The organism is Alistipes sp. An31A, assembly GCF_002159425.1.
Lineage (GTDB): Bacteria > Bacteroidota > Bacteroidia > Bacteroidales > Rikenellaceae > Alistipes > Alistipes excrementigallinarum.
In genome coordinates, this window is record NZ_NFIO01000002.1 from 162,081 (window position 1) to 185,962 (window position 23,882).

Consider the following 23,882-nt stretch of genomic DNA (forward strand, 5'->3'; position numbering starts at 1 on the left):
CTACTTCTTCTTGGTCTTCATGCGCAGCAGCAGACCCTCGTAGTAGGCATCCTTGCTCTTGCCCACCAGCAGCGTCTCGCCCGTCTTGGCCTCCTCCGACGGAGCACCCGCCTCGGTGCTGTAGGAGTTGTCCCAAACGTTCTTCTTGTCGACGGTCAGCTCGCCCTTCTTGACGTAGGAGACGCGCTCGACGGAGTCCTTCATGACAATCTTCTTCTCGAGCACTTCGAATACCTCGCCGCCCTCCAGACCGTCACGCGTACCGATGCGGGCTGCATAGGTGCGGGTCGGACGACCCTTCTTGTCGGTGGTCTCGTGCACGATGAGCGGGGTCTTGGTCTTGAACTCGTCGTACTTGCGCTCGAACTTGGCCAGCACGCCGTCCACGGCGTCGGCGGCAGCCAGACGAATCAGCTCATTCTCGCTCTTGTCGGTGAAGACGCCGGCCTTGGTCTTGGCCCATGCGCGCTCGTTGCCGATGAACTGCAGCGAGAAGAGGTCCGAAGCGTTGTAGGCATCCATGTTGAAGGCGCCGGTCTCGTTGTCCCACAGCTCGTTGAAGCGCTCGGCGATGGCATCGTTCCAGCGCAGACGGAAGAGGTAGGAGTCAACCGTTACGTAGTATCCGGCACCCAGACCGGCCTTCACGCCCATCTCGGCCACCTTGAGCGCCATCTTGCCGTAGCCCGACGAATCGAACTCGGCGGCGGCGTACATCGGCAGCATGATGTCGGCCACCAGCGCATCCTTGGCCTTGTAGCCGAAGCGCGTCACCACCACGAAGGTGTTGCCCACCAGCTCCGAGAGGTCAATCTGACGCATCAGGTAGTGCGAACCGGCCTCGGTCGCAGCGGCCACCTCCGACTCATCGGCCGAGACGTTCAGCATGCCGCGCTCGAGCACGGTGGAGTCGGTGTACTGGCCGTCGGGACCGAGGAACCAGCCGTCGGCCAGACGCTTGGCCACGTGGTTCTCAAGCAGGTACTTGTTGGCCAGACGCGCCACGTTGAGCTTGATGACCGTATCGACGGTCTGCGTCTGGGTCGCCATCAGCTGACGCAGAATCTGGTTCATCGTCTCGTTGTAGTAGGTCTGCTTGGGAGCCGTACCACCCGTCTCGAGGATGTTGAGATACTGCTCCGTGGGGGTGCAGGCGAGGTTGAAGGCCGCCTCGTCGTCGGCAGTGAGCGTATAGGCCGTCGGGTCGATGACGCGCAGCGACGTCTCGATGTTCTGGTCGTTGTACTTGGGGTTCCACTCCGCATTGAGGAACGCCTCGCGGAGCACATCCTTCTGGGGCACGGAGGCATCCTCCATCATCATCAGGCAGACCGAGTTACGCACGTACTCGTCCGAGGCTACCTTTTTGTTGAGCTCCTGGGCCGACACACCCTGAGCCGTCATTGTGGCGACAGCCGCCGCAATCGTGAGTCCAAAAAACTTCATGTAACGAACAGTTTAAGTTATTAGTTAAAAAGTTTGCTTGCCGACACCGTGATACGAAAAAAGGGCGGAATACCGTCCCAATCGCAAAAAACGCCGTATCACGACCGTCGACCGGACTGGACCGGGCAGCGGAAGCGATTTGTGAGCCTTTTCCGAATATGAACGGACGTTTCTCACCCCACAAATCATTCTCACAAGTAAAAACAAAGATAACCTTATTTTTCAAAATATCCTACTTCCGGCCGTACGTTTATTCATTTTGTCATCATTTTCTCACAAAAAAAGTCAACTCAGCCCCTTTTTTCATCATTTTACCCGTGCAAAAACGGTTCAGCAGGGGTATTATTCCTAAAAAAAACACGAACGGACGTACACCCGTTTTCGGTCACCACTACCCTATTATGGCCCGATTCCGGCATTTCACCCACCCGACAACCGCCGGCAGCTTACACTTCGAAACCCTGCCCGGAGGGATGATTCCGACCGGCAGGGCAACCCGGCAGGAACCGGAGACGGGAAACGGAGACGGAGACGGAGAACGGACAGGATAGAGTGAATACGGCGAAGGCCACCCTGCCCGACGTCCGGGCACCGGCCCGCCCGAACCGAAGCGCGCGGACATGCTTCACACACCGGCATAAAAAAGCCCCGACGTCCGGAGCGTATGGGGACATCCGACCGACACAAAATAGCCCCGACGTCCGGAGCGTGCGGAACGTCTCCAAACCGACACGAAAAAGTTCCGACAGACAGGGCCCACGCTTCACTCCCGACACGAAAAAGCCCCGACGGAAACCGTCGGGGCTCTTTTTTCGGAAGCGAAGCGCCTACTCCTCGTTGCGGTAGGTGTGCTCCACGTAAATGGCGCGCTGCATCGCCTCACGCTTGGCCACCGAAGGCTTCGTGAAGTACTGGCGACGACGGAGCTCCTTCAGGACACCCGTACGCTCGTATTTACGCTTGAACTTCTTCAGGGCGCGCTCGATGTTCTCGCCCTCTTTTACCGGCATGATAATCATGGTATGTGTTGTTTTTTAAGTTTGCAAAAATTAAAATTGAGGTTGTCTTTTCATTGGAAGTAGCCCGGAGGAACCTCACCTCCGAACGACGTCGAATCATCTTTCAGTTCCGTCTTCCGCACCCCGAATTGCAGGTAGGGAGCCAGCCGCGCTGCCTCCTCCCGGGTCAATATGTCGTCCTTTACCAACTCTTCGAGGGTACTCCAACCTCCTTTCAATTGTCTTGCCTTGAGCAGTTTCCGCAACGTGCGGGGTGCCATGTAGGGATGGCGTCCCAACTCGTTCGGGGCTGCAAAGTTAATATCAATTTTTCGAATTTGAAAGCTATCGCAGCGAATTTGTTTCAATATTCGCTCGTAATTGCGCTCCGTAACGCCCGGCACCTCGGCCAGTTGCTCGACCCGCACGAAGCCGCCCAGCCGTTCGCGGTAGCGCATGATGGCCGTCACGGTCTTCTCGCCGATGCCGACGACGCTCCGCAGCGCAGCCGAATCGGCGCTGTTGAGCTCGACGGGCTCCTCGAAGGGCGAGGGGCGCCGCTCCGCAAAGAGGACGTAGGGCTCCAGGGCGTCGGCCACCGAATCCGAGATGACGTAGCAGGCGCGCAGCTCCTCCATGTCGCGGATGCCGCTCGCATCGCGCCAGCGGATGAAGACCTGGGCCTGACGCCGCGACAGGGCCCCGATGGCCTGCAGATAGGCGGCGCTTACCGTGTCGACCAGGAAGGGCTCGGGAGCAATCGGCTGCGGCACAATCCGCTCGCGGCTGTACGAGCGGGGCGCGAGGGCGTACTTGCGGCCGATGCGGATGTAGGGCGCCAGACGGCGGTAGAGCGAATCCGAGAAGCCATAGCAGAGGGCCACATCCTCGGGAATGCGGAAAATCTTGCCCGAAGCGCGGTACTTGAGCAGGCTCACCGCCTCGTACTTCGAGAGCCCGAGGCTGCGCAGCTCGTCGTAGTCGGCCCGGTTGGGGTCGAACGGGCGCAGACGGGCCGAGTCGACCCGCTCCTCGAACTCCCGTTCAAGCAGGTCGGCATCCTGCTGCGTCGTCCGTGGGCGGGCCAGCAGCAGGCCGAGGATGACCAGTCCGGCCAGCGGCAGAAAAATCGCCACAGCACGCACTTCGCGTTCCGAAAAGAGTGGCTTCATGGTTCGAAAGGATTTGCGCGCCGCCCCGCATATCACCGGAAACAACCCCTCGGCAGGCGCCTGTTACAAAGATAATACTTTTATTCGAATCCGCCCCGATGCAACGGCCGGCCGCAACATCTTTGGCCCGAAAACGAACACCCGGCGCGACCGCACCCTCACCTCCACACACCGCAGCCGGCCCCCCCTCCGCCCGCCGACCCGCGAGCGGAGGCGCAGCAAGACAACAACCAGGACGCAGACCGCAAAAGGGGCGGCACCGTGCAAAGGCGGGTCGTAAAACGGAAGCGGGGAGGCCGCAGCCTCCCCGCTTCGCTCAAAAACCTAACTTCTCCAATGTACCGCTAACGCATGAAGAGCAGCTCGCGGTATTTCGGCAGGGGCCAAATCTGGTCGTCGACAATCTCCTCCAGCTTGTCGATATGGTAGCGAATCTGGTCGAAGAAGACCGCCACCGTATCGTGGTAGGCGATGGCCTTGGCACGCTGGTCCTCGATGGGGTTGGCGTGCTTGCGCGCCTCAATCATCTCGCCCGTCAGGCGCTGGATTTCAGCCGTGTGGCCCTGTATTTTCTTGATGAGTTCGATGTCGGCCGCAGCGTTGAGCCCCGGAATCTGCGCCATCTTGTAGACCTTGTCGAGCAGCATCGCCTCGTAGCGCGAAGCCGTCGGCACGATGTGGTTCATCGCCAGGTCACCCAGTACGCGGCCCTCAATCTGAATCTTCTTGGTATAGGTCTCCCACTTCACCTCGGTGCGGGCCTCGAGCTCGACCTTCGAGAAGACGCCCGTTGCAGCGAACATGTCGAGCGACGCCTGGTCCAGATAGCGGTCGAAGATGAGCGGCGTGGAGGTCTCGCAGTCCAGACCGCGGCGGGCCGCCTCGGCCTTCCACTCGTCCGAATAGCCGTTGCCGTCGAAGCGAATCGCCTGGCAGGCCTTAATCATCTGCTTGAGCACCTCGTAGATGGCCTTCTCCTTCTTCACGCCGGCCTCAATCTGGGCGTCGACGTTGCGCTTGAACTCCGTCAGCTCGTTGGCCATCGCCGTATTGAGCACAATCATCGCCTCGGCGCAGTTGTCCGACGAACCCACGGCGCGGAACTCAAAGCGGTTGCCCGTGAAGGCGAAGGGCGAGGTGCGGTTGCGGTCCGTATTGTCGAGCAGCAGAGTCGGGATGTGCGAGATACCGCTCATCTTGAAGACGCTCTTCGCGTCGAAGCGAATCGCATCGTCGCCGCTCGAGGCTGCCAGCTTGTCCAGCACGGCCGAGACCTGCGAACCGAGGAAGGTCGAGATGATGGCCGGGGGTGCCTCGTTGGCGCCCAGACGATGGGCGTTGGTGGCGCTCATGATGGAGGCCTTGAGCAGACCGTTGTGCTTGTAGACCGCCGAGATGGCATTGACCAGGAAGGTGATGAACTGCAGGTTTTCACCGGCCGTCTTGCCCGGACCGAGCAGATTGACGCCCGTATCGGTGCCCAGCGACCAGTTGTTGTGCTTGCCCGAGCCGTTGATGCCCTTGAAGGGCTTCTCGTGGAGCAGCACGCGGAACTGGTGGCGGCGCGCAATCTTGTCCATGATGGTCATCAGCAGCTGGTTGTGGTCGTTGGCAAGGTTGACCTCCTCGTAGACCGGAGCCAGCTCGAACTGATTGGGAGCCACCTCGTTGTGGCGCGTCTTGACCGGAATGCCCAGCTTCAGGCACTCATACTCGAGGTCCTTCATGAAGGCCATCACACGCGTCGGAATCGCACCGAAATAGTGGTCCTCCAGCTGCTGGTTCTTGGCCGACTCGTGACCCATGAGCGTACGCCCCGTGAGCATCAGGTCGGGACGTGCGGCCCAGAGACTCTCGTCAACGAGGAAATACTCCTGCTCCCAGCCCAGATAGGAGAAGACCTTCGAAACATTCTTGTCGAAGTAGTGGCAGACCTCCGTGGCAGCGGCATCAACCGCCGAAAGGGCCCGCAGCAGGGGCACCTTGTAGTCGAGCGCCTCGCCCGTATAGGCGATGAAGACGGTCGGAATGCAGAGCGTCGTGTCGACGATGAAGGCCGGCGACGAGGGGTCCCACGCCGAATAGCCGCGCGCCTCGAAGGTGTTGCGGATGCCGCCGTTGGGGAACGACGAGGCGTCGGGCTCCTGCTGTACGAGCAGCTTGCCCGAGAACTCCTCCAGCACGCCGCCCATTCCGTCGGGCTCGGCGAAGGCATCGTGCTTCTCGGCCGTACCGCCCGTCAGCGGCTGGAACCAGTGCGTATAGTGGTCGGCACCATGCTCAAGCGCCCACTGACGCATGCCGGCGGCGATGCTGTCGGCCACGTCGCGCGTGAGCGGCGTACCGTTCTCCATCGTATCGAGCAGCGCTGCGTAGGTCTTCTTGTCAAGGTACTTGCGCATGGCAGCGCGTCCGAATACCTTCTCTCCGAAATAATCCGAAGGACGTCCATCGGGAGCCTTCACTTCAACGGCCGTGTGGTTGATTGCCGCATCGACCATCTTGAATCTGAGTTGAGACATAATCTGGATGGGGGATGAATTGTCGTTTTATCTTTCGAGTGCAAAGGTAAAAAAATAAACGCTGTCGTTGTTTTGCAAAAATCGCATTTTTTCGAAAAGCACCTCATTTTTTCGCGATTTTCCGAAAAACAGACCCTGTTTTCAGGCAGACACCCCGTTTTTCAGAGCCATTTTCCGGAAAACAGCATCATTTTTCATCGCACATACGCAAAATCGCCTGTTTTTGATTTTTCTCGATTTTATTCCTATATCATACTAATTTTATCCTAAATAACCGAACAAGTCACCGGCAGGCCTAAAAACTGCATCCGGGGTATTGTTATTTTCCTAACGATTTTTTGCTTCATTCTCCCGAATATTTTATACCTTTACGTGCAATTTTGGACAACACTTATACTAATCTCTAATATAGTTATGGCAAATACCCAACGTGAAAAGCTGTTCACCGAATTCCCTCCGGTCCCGACCGAGAAGTGGGAAGAGGTGATTAAGGCCGACCTGAAAGGTGCTGACTACGAGCGCAAACTCGTATGGAGAACCGGCGAGGGATTCAATGTCCGTCCCTACTACCGGGCCGAAAATCTCGAAGGTCTCCGGTTCCTGGGCTCCCAGCCCGGAGAGTTCCCTTATGTAAGAGGCACGCGCGCGAACAACCACTGGCATGTACACCAGACCATCCGCGTGGAGTGCCCCAAGGCTGCCAACGAAGAGGCGCTCAAGCTCCTCAACGCAGGCGTCGATGCACTCGGACTCTGCATCGCTTCGGAGAACTTCTCCGCCGCCGACCTCGACACGCTGCTGGCCGGTATCCACATCCCGGCCATCGAGCTGACCTTCTGCGGCGAGCATCCCGCTGCCGTAGCCGAACTCTTCCTCGCAAAGGTCGAGAAGGAGGGCATCGCCAAGGAGGATGTACACGCCAACTTCTGCATCGACCCGCTGGTCAAGGGCCTCACCTCGAAGGGTGACTTCTGCTCGGAGAACGGCGCCAAGTGCTTCGCACGCATCGCCGAGCTGGTCAAGAAGACCAAGGAGTACAAGCACATCCGCGTGGTAACCGTCTCGGGCCATATCTTCAGCAACGCCGGCTCGACCATCGTCGAGGAGCTCGCCTTCACGCTCTCGGCCGGTCACGACTATCTGGTGCGTCTGATGGACGCCGGTCTGAGCGTCGACGAGGCTGCCCGCAAGCTCCGCTTCTCGATGGCCGTCACCTCGAACTACTTCATGGAGATGGCCAAGTTCCGCGCCGCCCGCATGCTCTGGGCCAACATCGTCAAGGCATACAACCCCGAGAAGGATTGCGCCTGCAAGATGTACACCCACGCCGTAACCTCGACCTGGAACCAGACCGTATACGACCCCTATGTGAACATGCTCCGCGGCACGACCGAGGCCATGTCGGCCTCCATCGCCGGCATCCACTCGCTGGAGGTGACGCCGTTCGACGCATCGTTCGAGGCTCCGACCGAATTCTCGAAGCGCATCGCCCGCAACGTCGAGCTGCTGCTCAAGCACGAGGCTCACTTCGACCAGGTGGTTGACCCGGCCGGCGGTTCGTACTACATCGAGAACCTCACCCAGTCGATTGCCAACGAGGCCTGGAAGCTCTTCCTCGAGATTGAGGAGAAGGGCGGCTACACGGAGGCCTACAAGTCGGGCTTCATCGTAGAGCGCGTCAAGGCTTCGGCTGCAGCCAAGGACAAGAACATCGCCACGCGCCGTCAGATTCTGCTGGGCGCCAACCAGTACCCCAACTTCACGGAGAAGGCCGGCGAGGAGATTAAGCAGGAGTGCGTAACGCGTCCCGAGAGCGAGGGCAACACGCTGAAGCCCTACCGCGGCGCCATGGCATTCGAGGCCATGCGTCTGCACGTGGACCGCAGCGGCAAGGAGCCCAAGGCATTCATGCTCACCTGCGGCAGTCTGGCAATGGCCCGTGCACGCGCCCAGTTCTCGTGCAACTTCTTCGCCTGCGCCGGCATCCGCGTCATCGACAACACCTTCTTCAAGTCGGTTGAGGAGGGCGTCGAGGCCGCACTCGCATCGAAGGCCGAAATCGTCGTTGTCTGCGCATCGGACGACGACTACGCAACGGTCGCTCCGAAGGTCAAGGAGCTGCTCGGCGGCAAGGCCATCCTCGTTGTGGCCGGTGCACCCGCCTGCACGCCCGAACTCGAGGCACAGGGCATCACCAACTTCATCAACGTGAAGTCGAACGTGCTCGAGACACTGAAGTTCTACCTTAAAGAGATGGGAATCTAATCATGAGAGCTAAATTTTCAGAATTAAAATACGAAGGCGGTCAGCAGAAGAGCTGCTGCGCCTCGAAGGGCTGCGGACAGGTGGAGCCGTGGCTGACGGCCGAGCGCATTCCCGTCAAGGGAACCTATACGGCCGAAGACCTCGAAGGCATGGAGCACCTGAACTATGCGGCAGGTATCGCCCCCTTCCTGCGCGGTCCCTACTCGACGATGTATGTGATGCGTCCGTGGACCATCCGCCAGTATGCCGGTTTCTCGACCGCCGAGGAGTCCAACGCCTTCTATCGCCGCAACCTGGCGGCCGGTCAGAAGGGTCTGTCGGTGGCTTTCGACCTGGCTACGCACCGCGGCTACGACGCCGACCATCCGCGTGTGGTTGGTGACGTGGGCAAGGCCGGTGTGTCGATTTGCTCGGTCGAGGACATGAAGGTGCTCTTCAACGGCATTCCGCTCGACAAGATGTCGGTTTCGATGACCATGAACGGCGCCGTGCTGCCCATTCTGGCCTTCTACATCGTCACCGGTCTGGAGCAGGGCTGCACGCTCGACCAGCTTTCGGGTACGATTCAGAACGACATCCTCAAGGAGTTCATGGTGCGCAACACCTATATCTACCCGCCCGAGTTCTCGATGCGCATCATCGCCGACATCTTCGAGTACACCTCGAAGAACATGCCCAAGTTCAACTCGATTTCGATTTCGGGTTACCACATGCAGGAGGCAGGCGCAACGGCCGACATCGAGCTGGCCTACACGCTGGCCGACGGTCTGGAGTACCTGCGCGCAGGTATCAACGCCGGCATGTCGATTGACGCCTTCGCACCGCGTCTGTCGTTCTTCTGGGCCATCGGCATGAACCACTTCATGGAGATTGCCAAGATGCGTGCCGCACGTATGCTGTGGGCCAAGATTGTCAAGCAGTTCGACCCGAAGAACCCCAAGTCGCTGGCACTGCGTACCCACTCGCAGACCTCGGGCTGGTCGCTTACGGAGCAGGACCCCTTCAACAACGTTGCACGTACGGCCATCGAGGCCATGGGCGCCGCTCTGGGCCACACCCAGTCGCTGCACACCAACGCATTGGACGAGGCCATCGCGCTGCCGACCGACTTCTCGGCACGTATCGCCCGCAACACCCAGATTTACATCCAGGAGGAGACCAGCATCTGCCGCGAAATCGACCCGTGGGCCGGTTCGTACTATGTCGAGACCCTCACCAACGAGATTGCACACAAGGCCTGGGAGCACATCCAGGAGGTCGAGAAGCTGGGCGGTATGGCCAAGGCCATCGAGACCGGTATTCCGAAGATGCGTATCGAGGAGGCTGCCGCACGCAAGCAGGCTCACATCGACTCGGGCGCCGAGAAGATTATCGGCGTGAACGAGTACCGGCTTGAGAAGGAGGCCCCGATTGACATCCTGGCCGTCGACAACACCGCCGTACGCGAGAGCCAGATCAAGCGTCTGAAGGAGCTGCGCGCAACGCGCGACAACGAGGCCGTGAAGAAGGCTCTGGCCGCCATCACCGAGTGCGTGAAGACCAAGAAGGGCAACCTGCTCGAGCTGGCCGTCGAGGCAGCCAAGGTGCGCGCTACGCTGGGTGAGATTTCCGACGCCTGCGAGGTAGTCGTAGGCCGCTACAAGGCAGTTATTCGTTCCATCTCGGGTGTATACTCTTCAGAAGTGAAAAACGACAAGTCTTTCGAGCGCGCCAAGGAGCTGTGCGCCGAGTTCGCCAAGAAGGAGGGCCGTCAGCCGCGCATCATGATTGCCAAGATGGGTCAGGACGGTCACGACCGTGGTGCCAAGGTGGTTGCCACGGGTTATGCCGACATCGGTTTCGACGTCGACATGGGTCCGCTCTTCCAGACTCCGGAGGAGGCCGCCAAGCAGGCCGTCGAGAACGACGTTCACGTAGTGGGCGTATCGTCGCTGGCCGCAGGTCACCTCACGCTGGTTCCGCAGCTGATTGCCGAGCTCAAGAAGCTGGGCCGCGAGGATATCATCGTGATTGTGGGAGGCGTTATTCCTCACCAGGATTACGACGAGCTCTATCGCGACGGTGCCGCCGCCATCTTCGGCCCCGGTACGCCGATTGCCACGGCAGCCATCAAGATGCTTGAGATTCTGCTCGCCGAGTAACCGAAGCGACGCATGTACGAAATACCCGCCGGATGCATCCGGCGGGTATTTTTTTGTCCCGGCCCCGCTCCTCGGAGGGGAAAGGGGCGACTGTCCCTCCGAGGCAAAAGCGACTGCCCCATCGGAGTAAAAGCACTACCCTACCCAGGTAAAGGCGACTGCCCCACCGGGGTAAAGCACTACCCTACCAAGGTAAAACGAATGCCCCATCGGGGCAAAACCGACTACCCTGCCAAGGCAATTGCCCAACCGTTGCCGGCACGGAATGCCCCGCACAAAAAAGGCGAAGCCGGGTCCATTGATGGACCCGGCTTCGCTGCGTTGATATCCGAAGCGGTGATGTGCCCGTCCCGGAAAACCCGACCGACCCTGCCGGCTCGGCTCGATTCGGCAGAATCGGCTGACCAGCCCGGTTGAGTCGGGAGCGGTTAGTCGGTTCAGCCTGTGCGGCCGGTTCGGTCGGTTCGGCCAATTTTCCCTTAGAGACAGGCCTCGAGAATCCGGCGTGCAACGGCTCCCGTCACGTTGCCGGCCTCGCCATAGGCAACACCTTCGGCATTGAAGCGGCGCTCAATCTCGGCAATCGTCGCCTCACCGATACCCTCCTGCGAGAGGCGGGTCGAGAGCCCCAGCGAGCGGAAGAACTCCTCGGTGCGGGCAATCGTCCGGTCGATGCGCTCCTCCTCCGTGCCGTCGGCAATGCCCCAGATGCGCTCGCCGAACTGAAGCAGCTTGCCGTGCTTCTGGTCGCGCAGCACGCGCATCGTACCGCAGGCAACAATCGCCAGCGTGGCGCCGTGCGTCAGGCCGTGGAGCGCCGTCAGCTCGTGGCCAATCATGTGGGTCGCCCAGTCCTGCGTCACGCCCATGCGAATCATGTCGTTGAGCGCCAGCGTTGCCGAGAGCATGTAGTCCGACATGGTATCATAATCATGTTCGCCGCTCAGGGCACGGGGAGCCACCTCGACCACCGTGTGGAGGATACCCTCGGCCCAGCGGCCCATCACGCGCGACTGGCCCGTCGTGGTGAGGTACTGCTCGAGCACATGCACGAACGTATCGGCCAGACCGCAGGCAATCTGACGTTTGGGCAGCGAGTAGGTCACCTCGGGGTCGAGAATCGAGAACTGCGGATAGGTGCCGTAGAAGGCCCTCTTTTCACGCGTCTCGTGGCGCGAGATAACCGCTCCGCTGTTCATCTCGGAGCCCGTGGCGGGCAGCGTAAGCACCGTTGCGAAGGGGAGCTGCGCCGAGGCCTGACCCTTGAGGACAATCTCCCACGGGTCACCCTCGTAGCAGAGGCCCGCAGCGATGAGTTTCGTACCGTCGATGACCGAGCCGCCGCCCACGGCCAGCAGGAAGTCGACCTGCTTCTCGCGGCCCAGAGCTACCGCCTCGCGGACCGTCTCGACCGAAGGATTGGGCTCAATGCCCCAGAACTCGAACCGTTCGTGCCCCTCGAGGGCCTTCGTAACCTGGTCATATACGCCGTTCTTGCGGACGCTGCCGCCGCCGAAGGTGACCAGAATGCGCTTGCCTGCGGGAATGAGTTTCGACAGCCGGGCAATGGTCCCCTTGCCGAAGACCAGGCGCGTAGGATTGTAATAGATGAAGTTGTTCATATCCGTATGATGTTTTTCGTGAATCGCTCTGCGGGAGCATTTCGTCTCCGAAAGATAGGCAAAAAAACGGGAAAAAGAAAGAGCCGGACCTCGAGGTCCGGCTCTTCTCAATCGGATGTTGGGCCGCGCCGTTAGAAGTACTTGCCGCGCAGGTCCTGGATTTCAGCCATCTGCTGGATGGCGGGAAGAGCCATCTGCTGGGCCATGTTCTCGGCCACGGCTTGTGCACGCACCTTCTCACCCTCGGCCGTCTGCTTCTCCTCGGTGGCGATGTTGTCCACCACGAAGACATAGACGCCCGACATACCCTTGACGGGAGCCGAAACAACCCCCTTCTCGGTGGTCGAAGCGATGGCACCTACCAGACGGGGCTCGATGCCGGGGCCATTGATGTAGAACGAAGCGTAGCTGACGTTCTCGAAGGGGGCAACCTCCGAGCCGAGGCTTGCAGCCTGCTCATCGAGCGTCGCACCCGAGAGCTCCTTGACGATGGCGTCATACTTCTTGTCGCGGAGCAGCTGCATGCGAATCTGCGAGGCGACCTTCTCGGGCGAGGCATACTCGTCGTCGTCGATGGCCGTCAGCGTGGCAATCACATAGTCGTTGTCCACGGTGAAAATCTCGGAGATGTCACCCACCTTGGCGCCATAGGCCCAGCGGGCAACCTCGCGCGAATCCTCCAGACCGCGAATCGTACGGTCGCCCTGCACGAGGGTAGCCACGCGCGGCGTCACGGCAGCCGTCGTGGCTGCATCGGCGAAGGACTCCTTGGCGTTGACCGAGAAGGTGCCGGCGGCGTTGTGCACCTGGGTGCGGGTAGCCGTCGAGGCCTCGACGGGATAGGTGATGGAGGCAATCTGGTAGTGCTTCGAGGGTTTGTCGGCACGGTAGACCTGCATAATCTGGATGGCGTCGCCCGAGGCAATCTTCACGATGTCACCGCTCTTGGCGCCGGCCAGAGCCTCGGCAAACTCGCCCGTGAAGGCCGAGAAGGGAAGCACGCCCACCTCGCCGCCGTTGGCAGCCGTTGCGTCATAGACCGAGTAGCGCGAAGCCAGCTCGGCAAAGTCGGCACCACCGCGCAGCACGCCCATGAGGCTGTCGGCCAGCGACTCCTCGGTATAGGGAAGCACGATGTGCTTGATGCCCAGCGAATCGGGCGCCGTCTTGACGTCGAGCACGCGGGCCATCGTCCACTCGTTGTTCTTCAGCACGGGACCGTACTGCTTGCCGGCAGTCAGCGCCTCGGCCTCGTCGTCGGTAAGCTGGGCTGCCGAAACGTAGTTCTCGGCGATGCGGCCGTTGCGGTTGCTGCGTACGAAGGTGCGCACCTCGTCGGAGGCTGCCAGCTGGGCACCCACCTCCTTGGCCTGCTTCTCCAGCGCGAGCATGTCGTCATCGGTGGGGTTCACCTCGAAGATGACGTAGGAGAGCGTGCGCGAAGGCTGCTGCTTGAACATCTGCTTGTGGCTCTTGTAGTATTCGTTCATCTCCGACGAGCTGACCGTGAAGAGCGAATCGGGCATCGAAGCGTACTTCTTGCCGGCCCAACGACCCGAGAAGGTGTTGTTCGCCGAAGCAACGCCGTTGGCCACCTCCAGAGCGTTCACATAGGTGCCGCCGCGGACCAGACCCATATACTTCTGGAAGAGACGCTCGAGACGCGCCTGCTCGTTGAGCGCCTGCCATGCGGCCTGCGCCTGGGAGTTGGTCTCGGCCTGGGCAAGGAACTGACTTACGGCCGCCACGTTGTAGCTGCCCGTACGGGGGTCGGCGAAGGCGTTGAAGAAGGCCTGCGAGGGCTGCTCGCCGCTCACCATGGCCATACGCTCGGGCTCCGTCACGCGAAGGCCGAGGCGCTCGAAGCCCGGGTCGAGCACATACTTCGAGAAGAGCTGCTGCCAGGCTGCGTTGGCCAGCATGGCCGACTGCTGCTCGTCGGAATCGACGGTGCCGCTCTGCGAACGCACGCGCTCGTAGGTCTCGTAATACTCCGAATAGTTGATTTTCTCGCCGTCGATGACGCCCACGCGGGGGTCATTGCCCGAGAAGCCCATCTCGGTCTTCAGCGACAGGATGAATGCCAAGAGGGCGAGTGCGATGATAATCGAAAGCACGATGCCGAACTTGGTCCGTAAGGTGTTTAAACTTGCCATATGAAAACGTTAAATATTTGTTTGCTTGGTGCTAACCTTCCGCGTCGTCGGGCTGCGACAGCCCCGCCGAGGCGGAGCGGCAGAAGGCGTTCCGAATTAGGGCCAAAGATAATAAATATTCTCGTAAATATGCCATAAAAAAGCGGAAAAATCCCCTCGGTCATCAACTGCCGTGCGGGAATCATTCCGCTTGTCCATTCTGCCTCTCCATTCCGACTGCCCGCGATTGCGTACGATTCACTGCGCACGCTCTTCGGAGCATCTTCCATCCGCCTCTTTCGGGCATATCGCCCGACACATCTGCATGCGGACCTCATGCCTCAGAAGCTCTCACGACCCTCGCAGGACGCGCTTCTCCATTTCCTGCCCCTCGGACAGGCTCCGACCGACCCGGACCCCGGAAGCTCAGAGCTTGCGGACCCGCGCCAGTTCGATGCGCGAACGGGTCGTGCGGAGAATCTTCACCTGGAGGTTGCCCGCCGAAACGGTCTCTCCGGGCGAAGGGATGCCTTCGTTGTGGAAGAGGATGAATCCGGCCAGCGTGTCGTACTCGCGGCTCTCCTCGATGCCCAGGTCGTACTTTTCGTTGAGGTACTTCACCTCCAGACGGCACGAGAAGACCCACTCCTGCTCGCCAACCTGCTTCTCAATCAGGTCGGGCACGTCGTGCTCGTCCTCGATTTCGCCGAAAATCTGCTCGAGCACATCCTCGAGCGAGATGATGCCCGCCGTGCCGCCGAACTCGTCGATAACGACGGCCACGTTGCTGCGGTGCTTGATGAAGTTCTCGAGCACGGACTGCAGCGGCATGGTCTCCGGCACGAAGCTCACCTCCATCATGACGCTCTCGATGCTCTTGGGCGCCGTGAAGAGGCTCTTAGAGTTGACATAACCCACGATGTTGTCGATGCTCTTGCGCCAGACGAAGATGCGCGAATACTTCGTCTCGACGAAACGCTCGGTGAGCTGTTCGAGGGTGGTGTCGTCCAGGTCCACGGCCTCGATATCAACCCGCGGGACCATGCAGTCACGCACGCGCAGGTCGGCGAAGTCGAGCGCATTCTGGAAGAGTTTCAGCTCCTGGTCGGGCTCGGGTCCCTGCTCCGTGCCGGCCGTATCGAGCAGCGCGGCGAGGTCCTCGCGGTCGAACTTCGGCTCGGCCACCTGGCGCTTGAGCCGGCGGCCCGCCAGGAAGAGGATGCCCTGCGAGATGAGGGTCGTCAGCCGCGCGATGGGATAGAGCACGATGTAGAAGAAGTAGATGACCGGAGCCAGCGAGCGGTAGTAGAAGTTGGGGCTGTTGCGGAATACGGACTTGGGGAGGAACTCCGCCACGAAGATGATAATCACGGTCGAGACGGCCGTTTCGATGGCCACCGACCCCTCCTGGGCAATCCGCTCCCACCCCAGCAGGTGGAAGATGCCGCGCAGCAGTAACGACATGTAGAGCGAGTAGACGACCAGCGCAATGTTGTTGCCCACCAGAATGGTGGTGATGTACTGCCCCGGGTGGCGGGCGAAGATGTCGGCGATGAAGTCGAACATCCGGCTCTGCTTGCGGTCGATTTCCAGCTTGAGGCGGTTCTTGCTCGTGAAGGCAATCTCCATGCCCGAAAAGAAGGCCGACAGCAGCAGCATGACGGCAATCAGTATGACGGAAGACAACATCGGTGGCTACACTTTTTAGGTGTTATTCTATCTATGCGTGACTTTACTTTTCGGCGCTACTTCTGCTCCCCATCGGACGTCGACAGCTTGGAGGGAGCCGCCAGCTCAAGGCGTTCAGTCTTCAGCGTGGAACGCTCCCCGGAGGAGTTACGGGCGCTCTCTGCGGCACCCTGCAGACTCGGCACCGACTGCGAGGCGACGGGCGCGGGAGCCGACACCTCCTTGCGCGCGGGTTGCGAGGAGCGCGGCGAAGAGTAACGGACGCGTGGAGCGGGACCCGGACGCGTCTGCGACTGTGGAGTAGCTGCAGCTGCACGGCGCTCGGCACGCACGCTGTCCCGCTCGGCCCGTTCCGTGGAGTCGGCCGGCTGGCGGGGTGTGGCATCGACCTCCATCTGCCCCTTCATCCGGCGGAACCGCCAGTCTCGGAACTGCTCGTCCGACTCGAAGCCCTCGCCGATGAAGACGTCGCGGCCTCCGTTCTGGACGATTTTCGAGTCGACATTCGAGTAGATTTTCCCCGTACGGGCATTCCAGAAGAGCTGCTGCGTATAGAGCGTCTTGCCGTCCGACTTCTCGACCACCACGTTGCCCTTCGCCTCCCACAGTTCGCGGTTTTCGTAGTAGATGGCGTAGTTGGCCGTCAGCACGGCGTCGACCGACGAGAGCGAATCATCCTTGTAGGTGGTGATTTTCACACCCTTGCGGAACTCGCGGTAGGGTTCCGCGCCGAGCGTGTAGCCCTCGACGAGCGGAGTGGTGAAGACATAGGACTTGCGGCCGTTCTGCGACATGACAATCAAGAGGTTCTCGCTGTACTCGGTCATCATCGCCTCGTTGGCCGCCTCATCCGTCTGCTGCCCGGACTCCCCGCAGGAGAATAGCAAGATAGCACTTCCCGCAAGGGAAAGTGCTACCTTGAGATACTTCATGAGAATGGTTCCCATCCGAAGCGTTTAGCGCGTACGAACGGTCGTAACCACACCGGCTGCCGTACCGCACGTTACGGTGTAGCGGGCACCGGGCTGCAGCTCGTTGAAGAAGCACTCCTCCGAGGTGGGGAAGTGGTTGCGGTAGGACGCAAGGGCAGTCTTGGCATTCTCCAGATACTCGGGGCTGTCCTGCAGCAGGTTCACGGCCTGCGACATCGTGTCGTAAGCAGCCCAGAAGGTTGCCTGTCCGGCGATGCCGTCACATGCAGCGGCCGAAGCGGCATAGCACTGAGCCAGCACGAAGTACGAAAGACCGTTCTCGGGGTTGAGCTCACGCAGCTGACGTGCGGCGGCTGCGGCACCCGAATAGTTGGCGGCCACGAGGTCCACGAGGCTGATGCGGACGAGCAGCTTCTCACGCTCGATGTTGTCGGTCTCGGTGGCAAGCGCCTCGTTCAGATACTTGATGGCCTTGTCATACTCACCCTTGGCCTGGAAGCCCTGTGCCAGGGAGAGCGCCGTCTCCGAGGTGGGGTGAGCGTTGTAATACTTCTCGGCCGTCGTGAAGAAGAACTCTCCGTCGCAGTTGGCACGCGACATGAGCGATACGGCCTGTGCAAGGGTTGCCTCGTCGTCGGGGTTGGCCTCGAGCTTCTTGCGGAAGAGCTCCTCGAGGTTGTCGCAGCTGGCGGCACCGCTCAGACCGAAGGCGGCGTCAAACTGATTCTTGCTCTCGATGGCATCGGGGTTGTTCTCGAAGATGGGCGTCAGACGGTCGTACTCCGAAATCACCTCGTCGGGGGTCACCTCGTCGGTGGTCTTGTAATCCTCGCAGAGGTTGCCGAAGTAGAGGGCTACGGTCTCCGGGTCAACGTTCTCGCCGCCGGCATCGATGGCCTCGCGGAAGAGCTTGCGGATACCGGCACGGTCGGAGGGACGGTAGATGACATACTCGCGGGCCTTGCGGTCGAGGATGTAGGCGGTACCCTGCTTCGGGTTGTCGCCGAAGTACTTGGCGCGCAGGTCGTACATGAGCATCAGCGAGTCAACGTAGGCGTTCTTCTCGGCGAGGCTCTTCGCACGGTTGATTTTGTTCTTGTAGACAATGGCGCCGCGCTGGTAGATGGCCGACGAAGCCTCGGGGCAGCTCTTAATCAGGGCGTTGAGGTAACGGGCGGCTGCATCGTAGTCGCGGTTGTCGCACGACTCCTTCAGGAAGTTGCTGTTGAGGATGTTCTGCTGCTTCTCCTCAAGCGTCGAGCCCCACTTGGCATACTGGGGTGCGTTGAGGTCCTGTGCCATGGAAGCCGAAGCGACCAGGGAGGCTGCAGCGGCGAGCAAGATTTTGACGTGTTTCATGGGTCAATGAGTATTTGTTTTATTGTTGTTGCGTGTGTTACCGGAGGAGGGGGCTGTGCCGCGCTGCGGATGTGCAAAAATACGACGAAACCGACAGAAATACAAATTTTCAGAGGTTAATCATACTTCGGACGGAGGAACCAGTATTCGTTGTTCTCGGCGCCGGCGAAGAGGGTGAATCCGATGGAGAACTTGATGTACTGCTGGCGCACGAGACCCAGACGCTCCGCGACGTTGAAACCGCGCATGCCGTACTCCACGCCCACGTCAATCGACGAGAAGGCGCGGTACTTGACCGGAACGCCCACGCCGAACGTCACGGCCATCTGGTCGAGGCGCTGTCCGCCGAAGGTCTGATGGTAGGTACCGTAACGCAGGCCCAGCCGATAGGCCCACCGCTTGAAGAAGTTGCGGATGTCGTAGCGGTTGGGGGTGTACTCCACGCCCAGCTTGACGGTATGCGTATCGGTATAGGCCACCTCGTACGACCTCATCACGGTGCTTCCGTCGGGCGCCGTCTCGGGGGTCACGCCCGTATGCTCGACATTGCCGTTGCGGCCGCCCCAGTTCTGATAGACGTAGTCGACGCCCATGGCCCACTTCGAGGTCTGGTAGTAGACGCCCACGGCCAGCTGACGCGGCAGCACCAGCGCCAGGTGGGTCGTATCGCCCTTGATGGTGGTATTGTAGAGGTCGCCCACATAGATGCTCTTGGTCACCGTGGGGTTGAGGTCGCCGCCGAAGTCGTAGGTGGCGCCCACCGTGAGCAGCCGCTTGCGGTCGATGATGGCGTTCCACTGCACGCCGAGCTGCCCCTTGAACGACGAGATGCTGTAGTTGTCCGTGCCGACGGTCGACGAGAAGTTGCCGTCGCCCGTGATGGCCTGCGGCGTCATGACGAACGTGCGGTCGATATCGCCCCAGTAGTACTGGACGGCGATGCCCACCGAGAGGTTCTTGACCACCTCCCAGCCCACGCCCAGCTTGACCTCCGTCACGTCGCCCTCGCCCTGGTACTGGTACTGGATGCGGCCCACGTTGCCCCAGATGGGGTCATCCTCGGGACCGCCGTAGGTCTGGTTGTACTTCACGCGGTAGCCCACTGAGCTGTAGGGCGTCAGGCTGAAGCCCAGGCCGAGCTTCTTGGCCAGCGGGAGCTGGAAGGCGATGTCGTGGAAGTTGAACGTATTGTAGGCCGTGCGCTTGGTGGCCCCTTCGGCCGTCTGCGCGTTGTAGTAGTTCTGCCCCTCGACTCCGAAGTCGAAGAGGACGCTCTTCTGCGGCGTCACGCTGTAGGAGGCGGGATTGAGCAGATTCATAACCCCCGAATTCCGCATGGCGACACCCACACCACCCATCGAACGGGTCGGCAGCGTTCCCTGCGTGTTGAGCTCGCCGATTCCGTACATTGTATAGGGAGAGAAGGCGTTAATGCTGCTCGTCTGGGCCGAAAGGCTTGCCGGGATGAGGGCTGACGCCGCAACGGCCAGGCAGAATAGGGTTTTCTTCACTTGCATTGTACTCTAAAATTCTGTTCAATCCGCGAAAGACCAAATTACAGTCTGCAAATATCGTATTTTTAATCCGTTTCGCAAAGTATTTCGCGTCGCCACCCGTAAAAATCACGCAGAGGTCCGCGCAACGGCCCTGCAGGCGGGCGATGTAGCCCTCGATTTCGAAAAGCATGCCCTGGAGCACCCCCGCCTGGATGGCCTCGACGGTCGAGCGTCCGAGCAGCACCGGCTCGTCGCACGCCCCGCACAGGGGCAGACTGGCCGTACAGTCGTGCAGCGCACGGAAGCGCATCTGCATGCCCGGAGCGATGTTTCCGCCGCGATAGGTGTTGTCGGCCGTCACCAAATCGATGGTGACCGCCGTGCCGAAATCGACAATCAGCACGTTGCGGCCCGGATAGAGCCCGTTGGCGGCTACGGCGGCGGCCAGCCGGTCGCTGCCCAGCGTACGGGGTGTGGCATAGTCGTTGCCCAGCGGCACGGGCACCTCGGGCGTGAACTCCACCACGCGGCCGATGCGCCGCCGAAGCAGTTCGACGGTGCGGCGGCGCACCTCCTCGCCCCGCGTCGAGGCGACGATGGCCCGCTCAATCTGCGGCCGGCGCTGCAGCAGAGCGTCGACCCACCCGGCCGAGAACTCCACCACGGGTGCCTCCGTCTCGAAGCCCTCCGCATCGAAGAGGGCCGTCTTGGTGAGCGTGTTCCCTATGTCGACAATCAGATTCACAGCTGCTGCAGGGTTTTCCACGCCTCCTCGACGTCTTTGACATTTCTAACGGTCATCGCCAGCCGATTATTGTGCTGCTTGAGTACAAATCGGGCCGGTTGCTGGGTCACACGGCGAAGCAGCTCCATGAAGACGTCGCTCTTGTAGAAGGGCGAATTCTCCTCGCCGACGAACTGCACAATCATCAGTCCGTTCTTCACCTTGACACGCTCCATACCCAGGCGGATGGCCTCCCAGCGCAGCCGCACGACATTGAGCAGCTCGCGCGCGGCGTGGGGCAGCGGACCGAAGCGGTCGACCAGACGGTTCTCGAAGGCCTCGAGCTCCGCCTCGTCCTTCGTCGAGTCGAGTTCGCGGTAGAGCTTCAGACGCTCGGCCTGCTGGCTGACGTAGGTGTCGGGGAGCCCCGCCTCGACGTCGATTTCGATGTGGGCGTCGTCGATGAAGCCCATCCGTCCGACGACCTTCTGCTCGGCCTCGCTCAGCGCCGGAACCTGCAGCCCCTCGGCACGCAGCTCGGCGATGGCCTCGTTCATGATTTTCTGGTAGGTTTCGAAGCCGATGTCGGCGATGAAGCCGCTCTGCTCGGCACCCAGCAGGTTGCCCGCACCGCGGATGTCGAGGTCCTGCATGGCGATGTTGAAGCCCGAACCCAGGTCCGAGAACTCCTCGATGGCTCTGAGGCGGCGCCGCGCGTCGGGCGTCAGAAGCTCCTCGGCCGGGGTGAGCAGGTAGCAGTAGGCCTTGCGGTTGCTGCGCCCCACGCGGCCGCGCAGCTGGTGCAGGTCGCTCAGGCCGAAGTGCTGCGCGTTGTTGACGATGATGGTGTTGGCGTTGGGGATGTCGATGCCGTTCTCGACGATGGAGGTCGACAGCAGCACGTCGAACTCCCCGTAGATGAAGTCCATGATGAGCTTTTCGAGCTGCTCGGCCGGCATCTTGCCGTGGCCCACGCCGACACGGGCCTTGGGGCAGAGGCGCGTGATGAGCCCCTGCAGCGTCGGCAGGTCCTCCACACGGTTGTGGACGAAGTAGACCTGGCCGCCGCGGGCGAGTTCGGCCTCGATGGCGTCGCGCACAATCTCCTCCGAGAAGACATGCGTCTCGGTGACAATCGGCTGGCGGTTGGGCGGCGGCGTCGAGATGACCGACAGGTCGCGCGACCCCATGAGCGAGAACTGCAGCGTACGCGGAATGGGGGTGGCCGTGAGCGTCAGCGTGTCGACCGAAACGCTCATCTGCGTGAGCTTCTCCTTGGCCGCCACGCCGAACTTCTGCTCCTCGTCGATAATCAGCAGTCCGAGGTCCTTGAAGCGAATCTGCTTGCCGAGCATCTTGTGCGTGCCGATAAGGATGTCGATGCGGCCGGCGGCGAGCTCCTCGCGGATTTGGGCCACCTCCTTGGCCGTCTTGGTCCGGTTGAGGTACTCGATGCGCACCGGGAAGTCGCGCAGACGCTCCGAAAAGGAGCGGTAGTGCTGCAGCGCGAGGATGGTCGTCGGCACCAGCACGGCCACCTGCTTGCCGTCGGTCGCCGCCTTGAAGGCGGCGCGGATGGCCACCTCGGTCTTGCCGAAGCCCACGTCGCCGCAGACGAGGCGGTCCATCGGCTGGTCGGACTCCATGTCCCGCTTGACGGCGGCCGTGGCGGCCTGCTGGTCGGGGGTATCCTCCCAGCGGAACGACGCCTCGAGCTCGTGCTGGAGGTAGCTGTCGGGCGAGAAGGCGAAGCCCTTCGAGGCCTTGCGCTTGGCATACAGCGCGATGAGCTCGCGCGAGATATCCTTGACGGCCTTCTTGGCCGCATTCTTGAGCTTCTGCCAGGCGCCGGTCCCCAGCTTGTAGACCTTGGGCGGCTCGCCGTCGCCCGACTTGTAGCGCGAGATGCGGTGGAGCGAGTGGACGTTGACGAAGAGCACGTCGCCATCCTTGTAGACCAGCTTGATGGCCTCGTGCGTCTTGCCGTTCTCGGTGATTTTCACCAGTCCGTCGAAGCGCCCCACGCCGTGGTCGATGTGCACCACGTAGTCGCCCGGGCGCAGCTGGTTGAGCTCGGCGATGGTCATCTGCTCGTCGCGCTTGATTTCGCCGTTGATGCGGTAGCGCTGGTAGCGGTCGAAAATCTGGTGGTCGGTGTAGAGGCAGAGCTTCAGGTCGTTGTCGACGAAGCCCTCGTGAAGCGTCAGCGCCAGAGGGCGCACGACCACCTGCCCGCGGCCAATCTGGTGAAAGATGTTGCTCAGGCGCTCCATCTGGGCGCGGTTCTCCGAGAGGATGTAGGTCTCGTAGCCGCGCAGGCCGTTGCGAATCATGTCGTCGGCCAGCAGGGCGAAGTTCTTGTTGAAGGCGGGCTGCGGCGCCGTCGAGAAGAGCACCTCGGCATCGGCCGGGCGCTCCTTCAGGTTGTCGCGCAGCATGAAGATGCAGCCGCCGCCGATGTCCGACAGCAGGCCGTTGCGGCTAGTCAGCAGCGAGTCGATGCGCTTCGGGTCGTCGAGGTCGGCCACCACCTTGCGGCGCAGGTCGTTGATGCGGCGCAGCACGAAATCGGCGTCGAAGAACCAGAAGGTGGCCTCCTCACCAGCGAAGCGGGCCAGCGAGACGCGCTCCGACGGAGAGGTCGCAGCCGTGAGGTCAGGGAGAATCTCGATGTGGTCGAGCTTGTCGGAGGAGAGCTGGCTCGAGATTTCGAAGCGGCGAATCGAGTCGACCTCGTCGCCGAAGAAGTCCACGCGGTAGGGTTTGCTCTCGGCAAAGGAGAAGACGTCGACGATGCCGCCGCGCAGCGAGTACTGGCCCGGCTCGTAGACGAAGTCGACCTTCTCGAATCCGGCGTCGACCAGGGCGTCGACCAGCACCTCGGGCGAGGTGCGGTCACCCACCGCCACGCGAATCGTATCGCGGCGGAGCGTCTCGGCGTCGGCCACCCGCTCGGCCAGCGCCTCGGGATAGGTGCACACCACCGTATATCCGTCGTCGTGCGCACGGAGGGCCGCCAGAGCGGCCGTACGCTGCACCACCCCCTGGGCATCCTCGCCGCCGTAGGCGATGGAGCGCTTGTAGGAGGAGGGGAAGAAACAGATGCGCGACTCGTCGAGCAGGTTGTAGAAGTCGTTGAGCAGGTAGGCCGCCGCGTCGCGGTCCTCGGCCACGAAGATGTGGAGCCCCCCGCAGCGGGCGATGGCCGCGGCGGCATAGAACGAGAGCGCCCCGCCGACCAGCTCCTTCAGGTGGACGGTGGCGCCCCGGCGTCCGAGCTCGCGGCACAGGGCCTCGAGCTGTTTTGAATCGGCGACAAATTGCGCCAGTTGCTGACTCGGAAGCATTCCGAACGGTTATGGGTTAGACAATTCCGATTTC

At 61.2% G+C, this 23,882-nt stretch carries 14 protein-coding genes; 2 read left to right on the forward strand and 12 right to left on the reverse strand.

Annotated features, from left to right (window positions below; genetic code table 11):
- From B5F90_RS02680 to B5F90_RS02695, 4 genes are all read right to left on the reverse strand, one after another.
- Window positions 1–1,446 carry a hypothetical protein gene (locus B5F90_RS02680; RefSeq protein ID WP_143256085.1) on the reverse strand — a complete coding sequence of 482 codons (1,446 nt, stop codon included), beginning with the start codon at window positions 1,444–1,446 and terminating at the stop codon, window positions 1–3.
- An 827-nt stretch (window positions 1,447–2,273) separates the two neighbouring features.
- Window positions 2,274–2,465 (reverse strand): 30S ribosomal protein S21, encoded by a 192-nt coding sequence (gene rpsU, locus B5F90_RS02685; RefSeq protein ID WP_087360922.1) that lies wholly within the window; start codon window positions 2,463–2,465, stop codon window positions 2,274–2,276.
- Window positions 2,466–2,515: 50 nt separating this feature from the next.
- Complete coding sequence (locus B5F90_RS02690) at window positions 2,516–3,616, reverse strand: helix-hairpin-helix domain-containing protein (protein WP_087360924.1); 1,101 nt, start codon at window positions 3,614–3,616, stop codon at window positions 2,516–2,518.
- Window positions 3,617–3,960: 344 nt separating this feature from the next.
- Entirely contained in the window at window positions 3,961–6,138 is a 2,178-nt protein-coding gene (locus B5F90_RS02695; protein WP_234025661.1) for a glutamine synthetase III, read from the reverse strand.
- A gap of 414 nt (window positions 6,139–6,552) precedes the next feature.
- On the opposite strand from B5F90_RS02695, the gene B5F90_RS02700 reads away from it, so the two are divergent.
- Both B5F90_RS02700 and scpA read left to right on the forward strand, forming a co-directional pair.
- A complete protein-coding gene (locus B5F90_RS02700) occupies window positions 6,553–8,403 on the forward strand; it encodes a methylmalonyl-CoA mutase family protein (RefSeq protein WP_087360927.1) in 1,851 nt (616 codons plus the stop codon).
- Window positions 8,404–8,405: 2 nt separating this feature from the next.
- On the forward strand, window positions 8,406–10,544 hold the full coding sequence (gene scpA / locus B5F90_RS02705; RefSeq protein ID WP_087360929.1) for a methylmalonyl-CoA mutase: 2,139 nt from the start codon (window positions 8,406–8,408) through the stop codon (window positions 10,542–10,544).
- Window positions 10,545–11,023: 479 nt separating this feature from the next.
- Here the strand turns inward: scpA and B5F90_RS02710 are convergent, their stop codons facing one another.
- The 8 genes from B5F90_RS02710 to mfd all read right to left on the reverse strand — a co-directional run bounded on the left by B5F90_RS02710 (window position 11,024) and on the right by mfd (window position 23,848).
- Entirely contained in the window at window positions 11,024–12,166 is a 1,143-nt protein-coding gene (locus tag B5F90_RS02710; RefSeq protein ID WP_087360931.1) for an iron-containing alcohol dehydrogenase, read from the reverse strand.
- 131 nt (window positions 12,167–12,297) lie between these two features.
- The gene (locus B5F90_RS02715) at window positions 12,298–14,322 is read right to left on the reverse strand and encodes a peptidylprolyl isomerase (RefSeq protein WP_087360933.1); all 2,025 of its coding nucleotides are present in this window, start codon (window positions 14,320–14,322) and stop codon (window positions 12,298–12,300) included.
- 405 nt (window positions 14,323–14,727) lie between these two features.
- Window positions 14,728–15,990, reverse strand: a complete 1,263-nt coding sequence (locus B5F90_RS02720; protein WP_087360935.1) for a hemolysin family protein — start codon at window positions 15,988–15,990, stop codon at window positions 14,728–14,730.
- A gap of 56 nt (window positions 15,991–16,046) precedes the next feature.
- Window positions 16,047–16,937 carry an LPS export ABC transporter periplasmic protein LptC gene (gene lptC, locus B5F90_RS11110; protein WP_239307727.1) on the reverse strand — a complete coding sequence of 297 codons (891 nt, stop codon included), beginning with the start codon at window positions 16,935–16,937 and terminating at the stop codon, window positions 16,047–16,049.
- A 9-nt stretch (window positions 16,938–16,946) separates the two neighbouring features.
- Window positions 16,947–18,281 (reverse strand): enzyme of heme biosynthesis, encoded by a 1,335-nt coding sequence (locus tag B5F90_RS02730; protein WP_204229522.1) that lies wholly within the window; start codon window positions 18,279–18,281, stop codon window positions 16,947–16,949.
- Window positions 18,282–18,397: 116 nt separating this feature from the next.
- Entirely contained in the window at window positions 18,398–19,798 is a 1,401-nt protein-coding gene (locus B5F90_RS02735) for a hypothetical protein (protein ID WP_204229523.1), read from the reverse strand.
- Window positions 19,710–20,522: a type III pantothenate kinase gene (locus B5F90_RS02740; protein ID WP_087360939.1), complete on the reverse strand. Its 813-nt coding sequence runs from the start codon at window positions 20,520–20,522 to the stop codon at window positions 19,710–19,712. Before B5F90_RS02740 ends, B5F90_RS02735 begins: the two co-directional genes overlap by 89 nt.
- Entirely contained in the window at window positions 20,519–23,848 is a 3,330-nt protein-coding gene (gene mfd, locus B5F90_RS02745; protein WP_087360941.1) for a transcription-repair coupling factor, read from the reverse strand. Before mfd ends, B5F90_RS02740 begins: the two co-directional genes overlap by 4 nt.
- Window positions 23,849–23,882 lie beyond the last annotated feature (34 nt).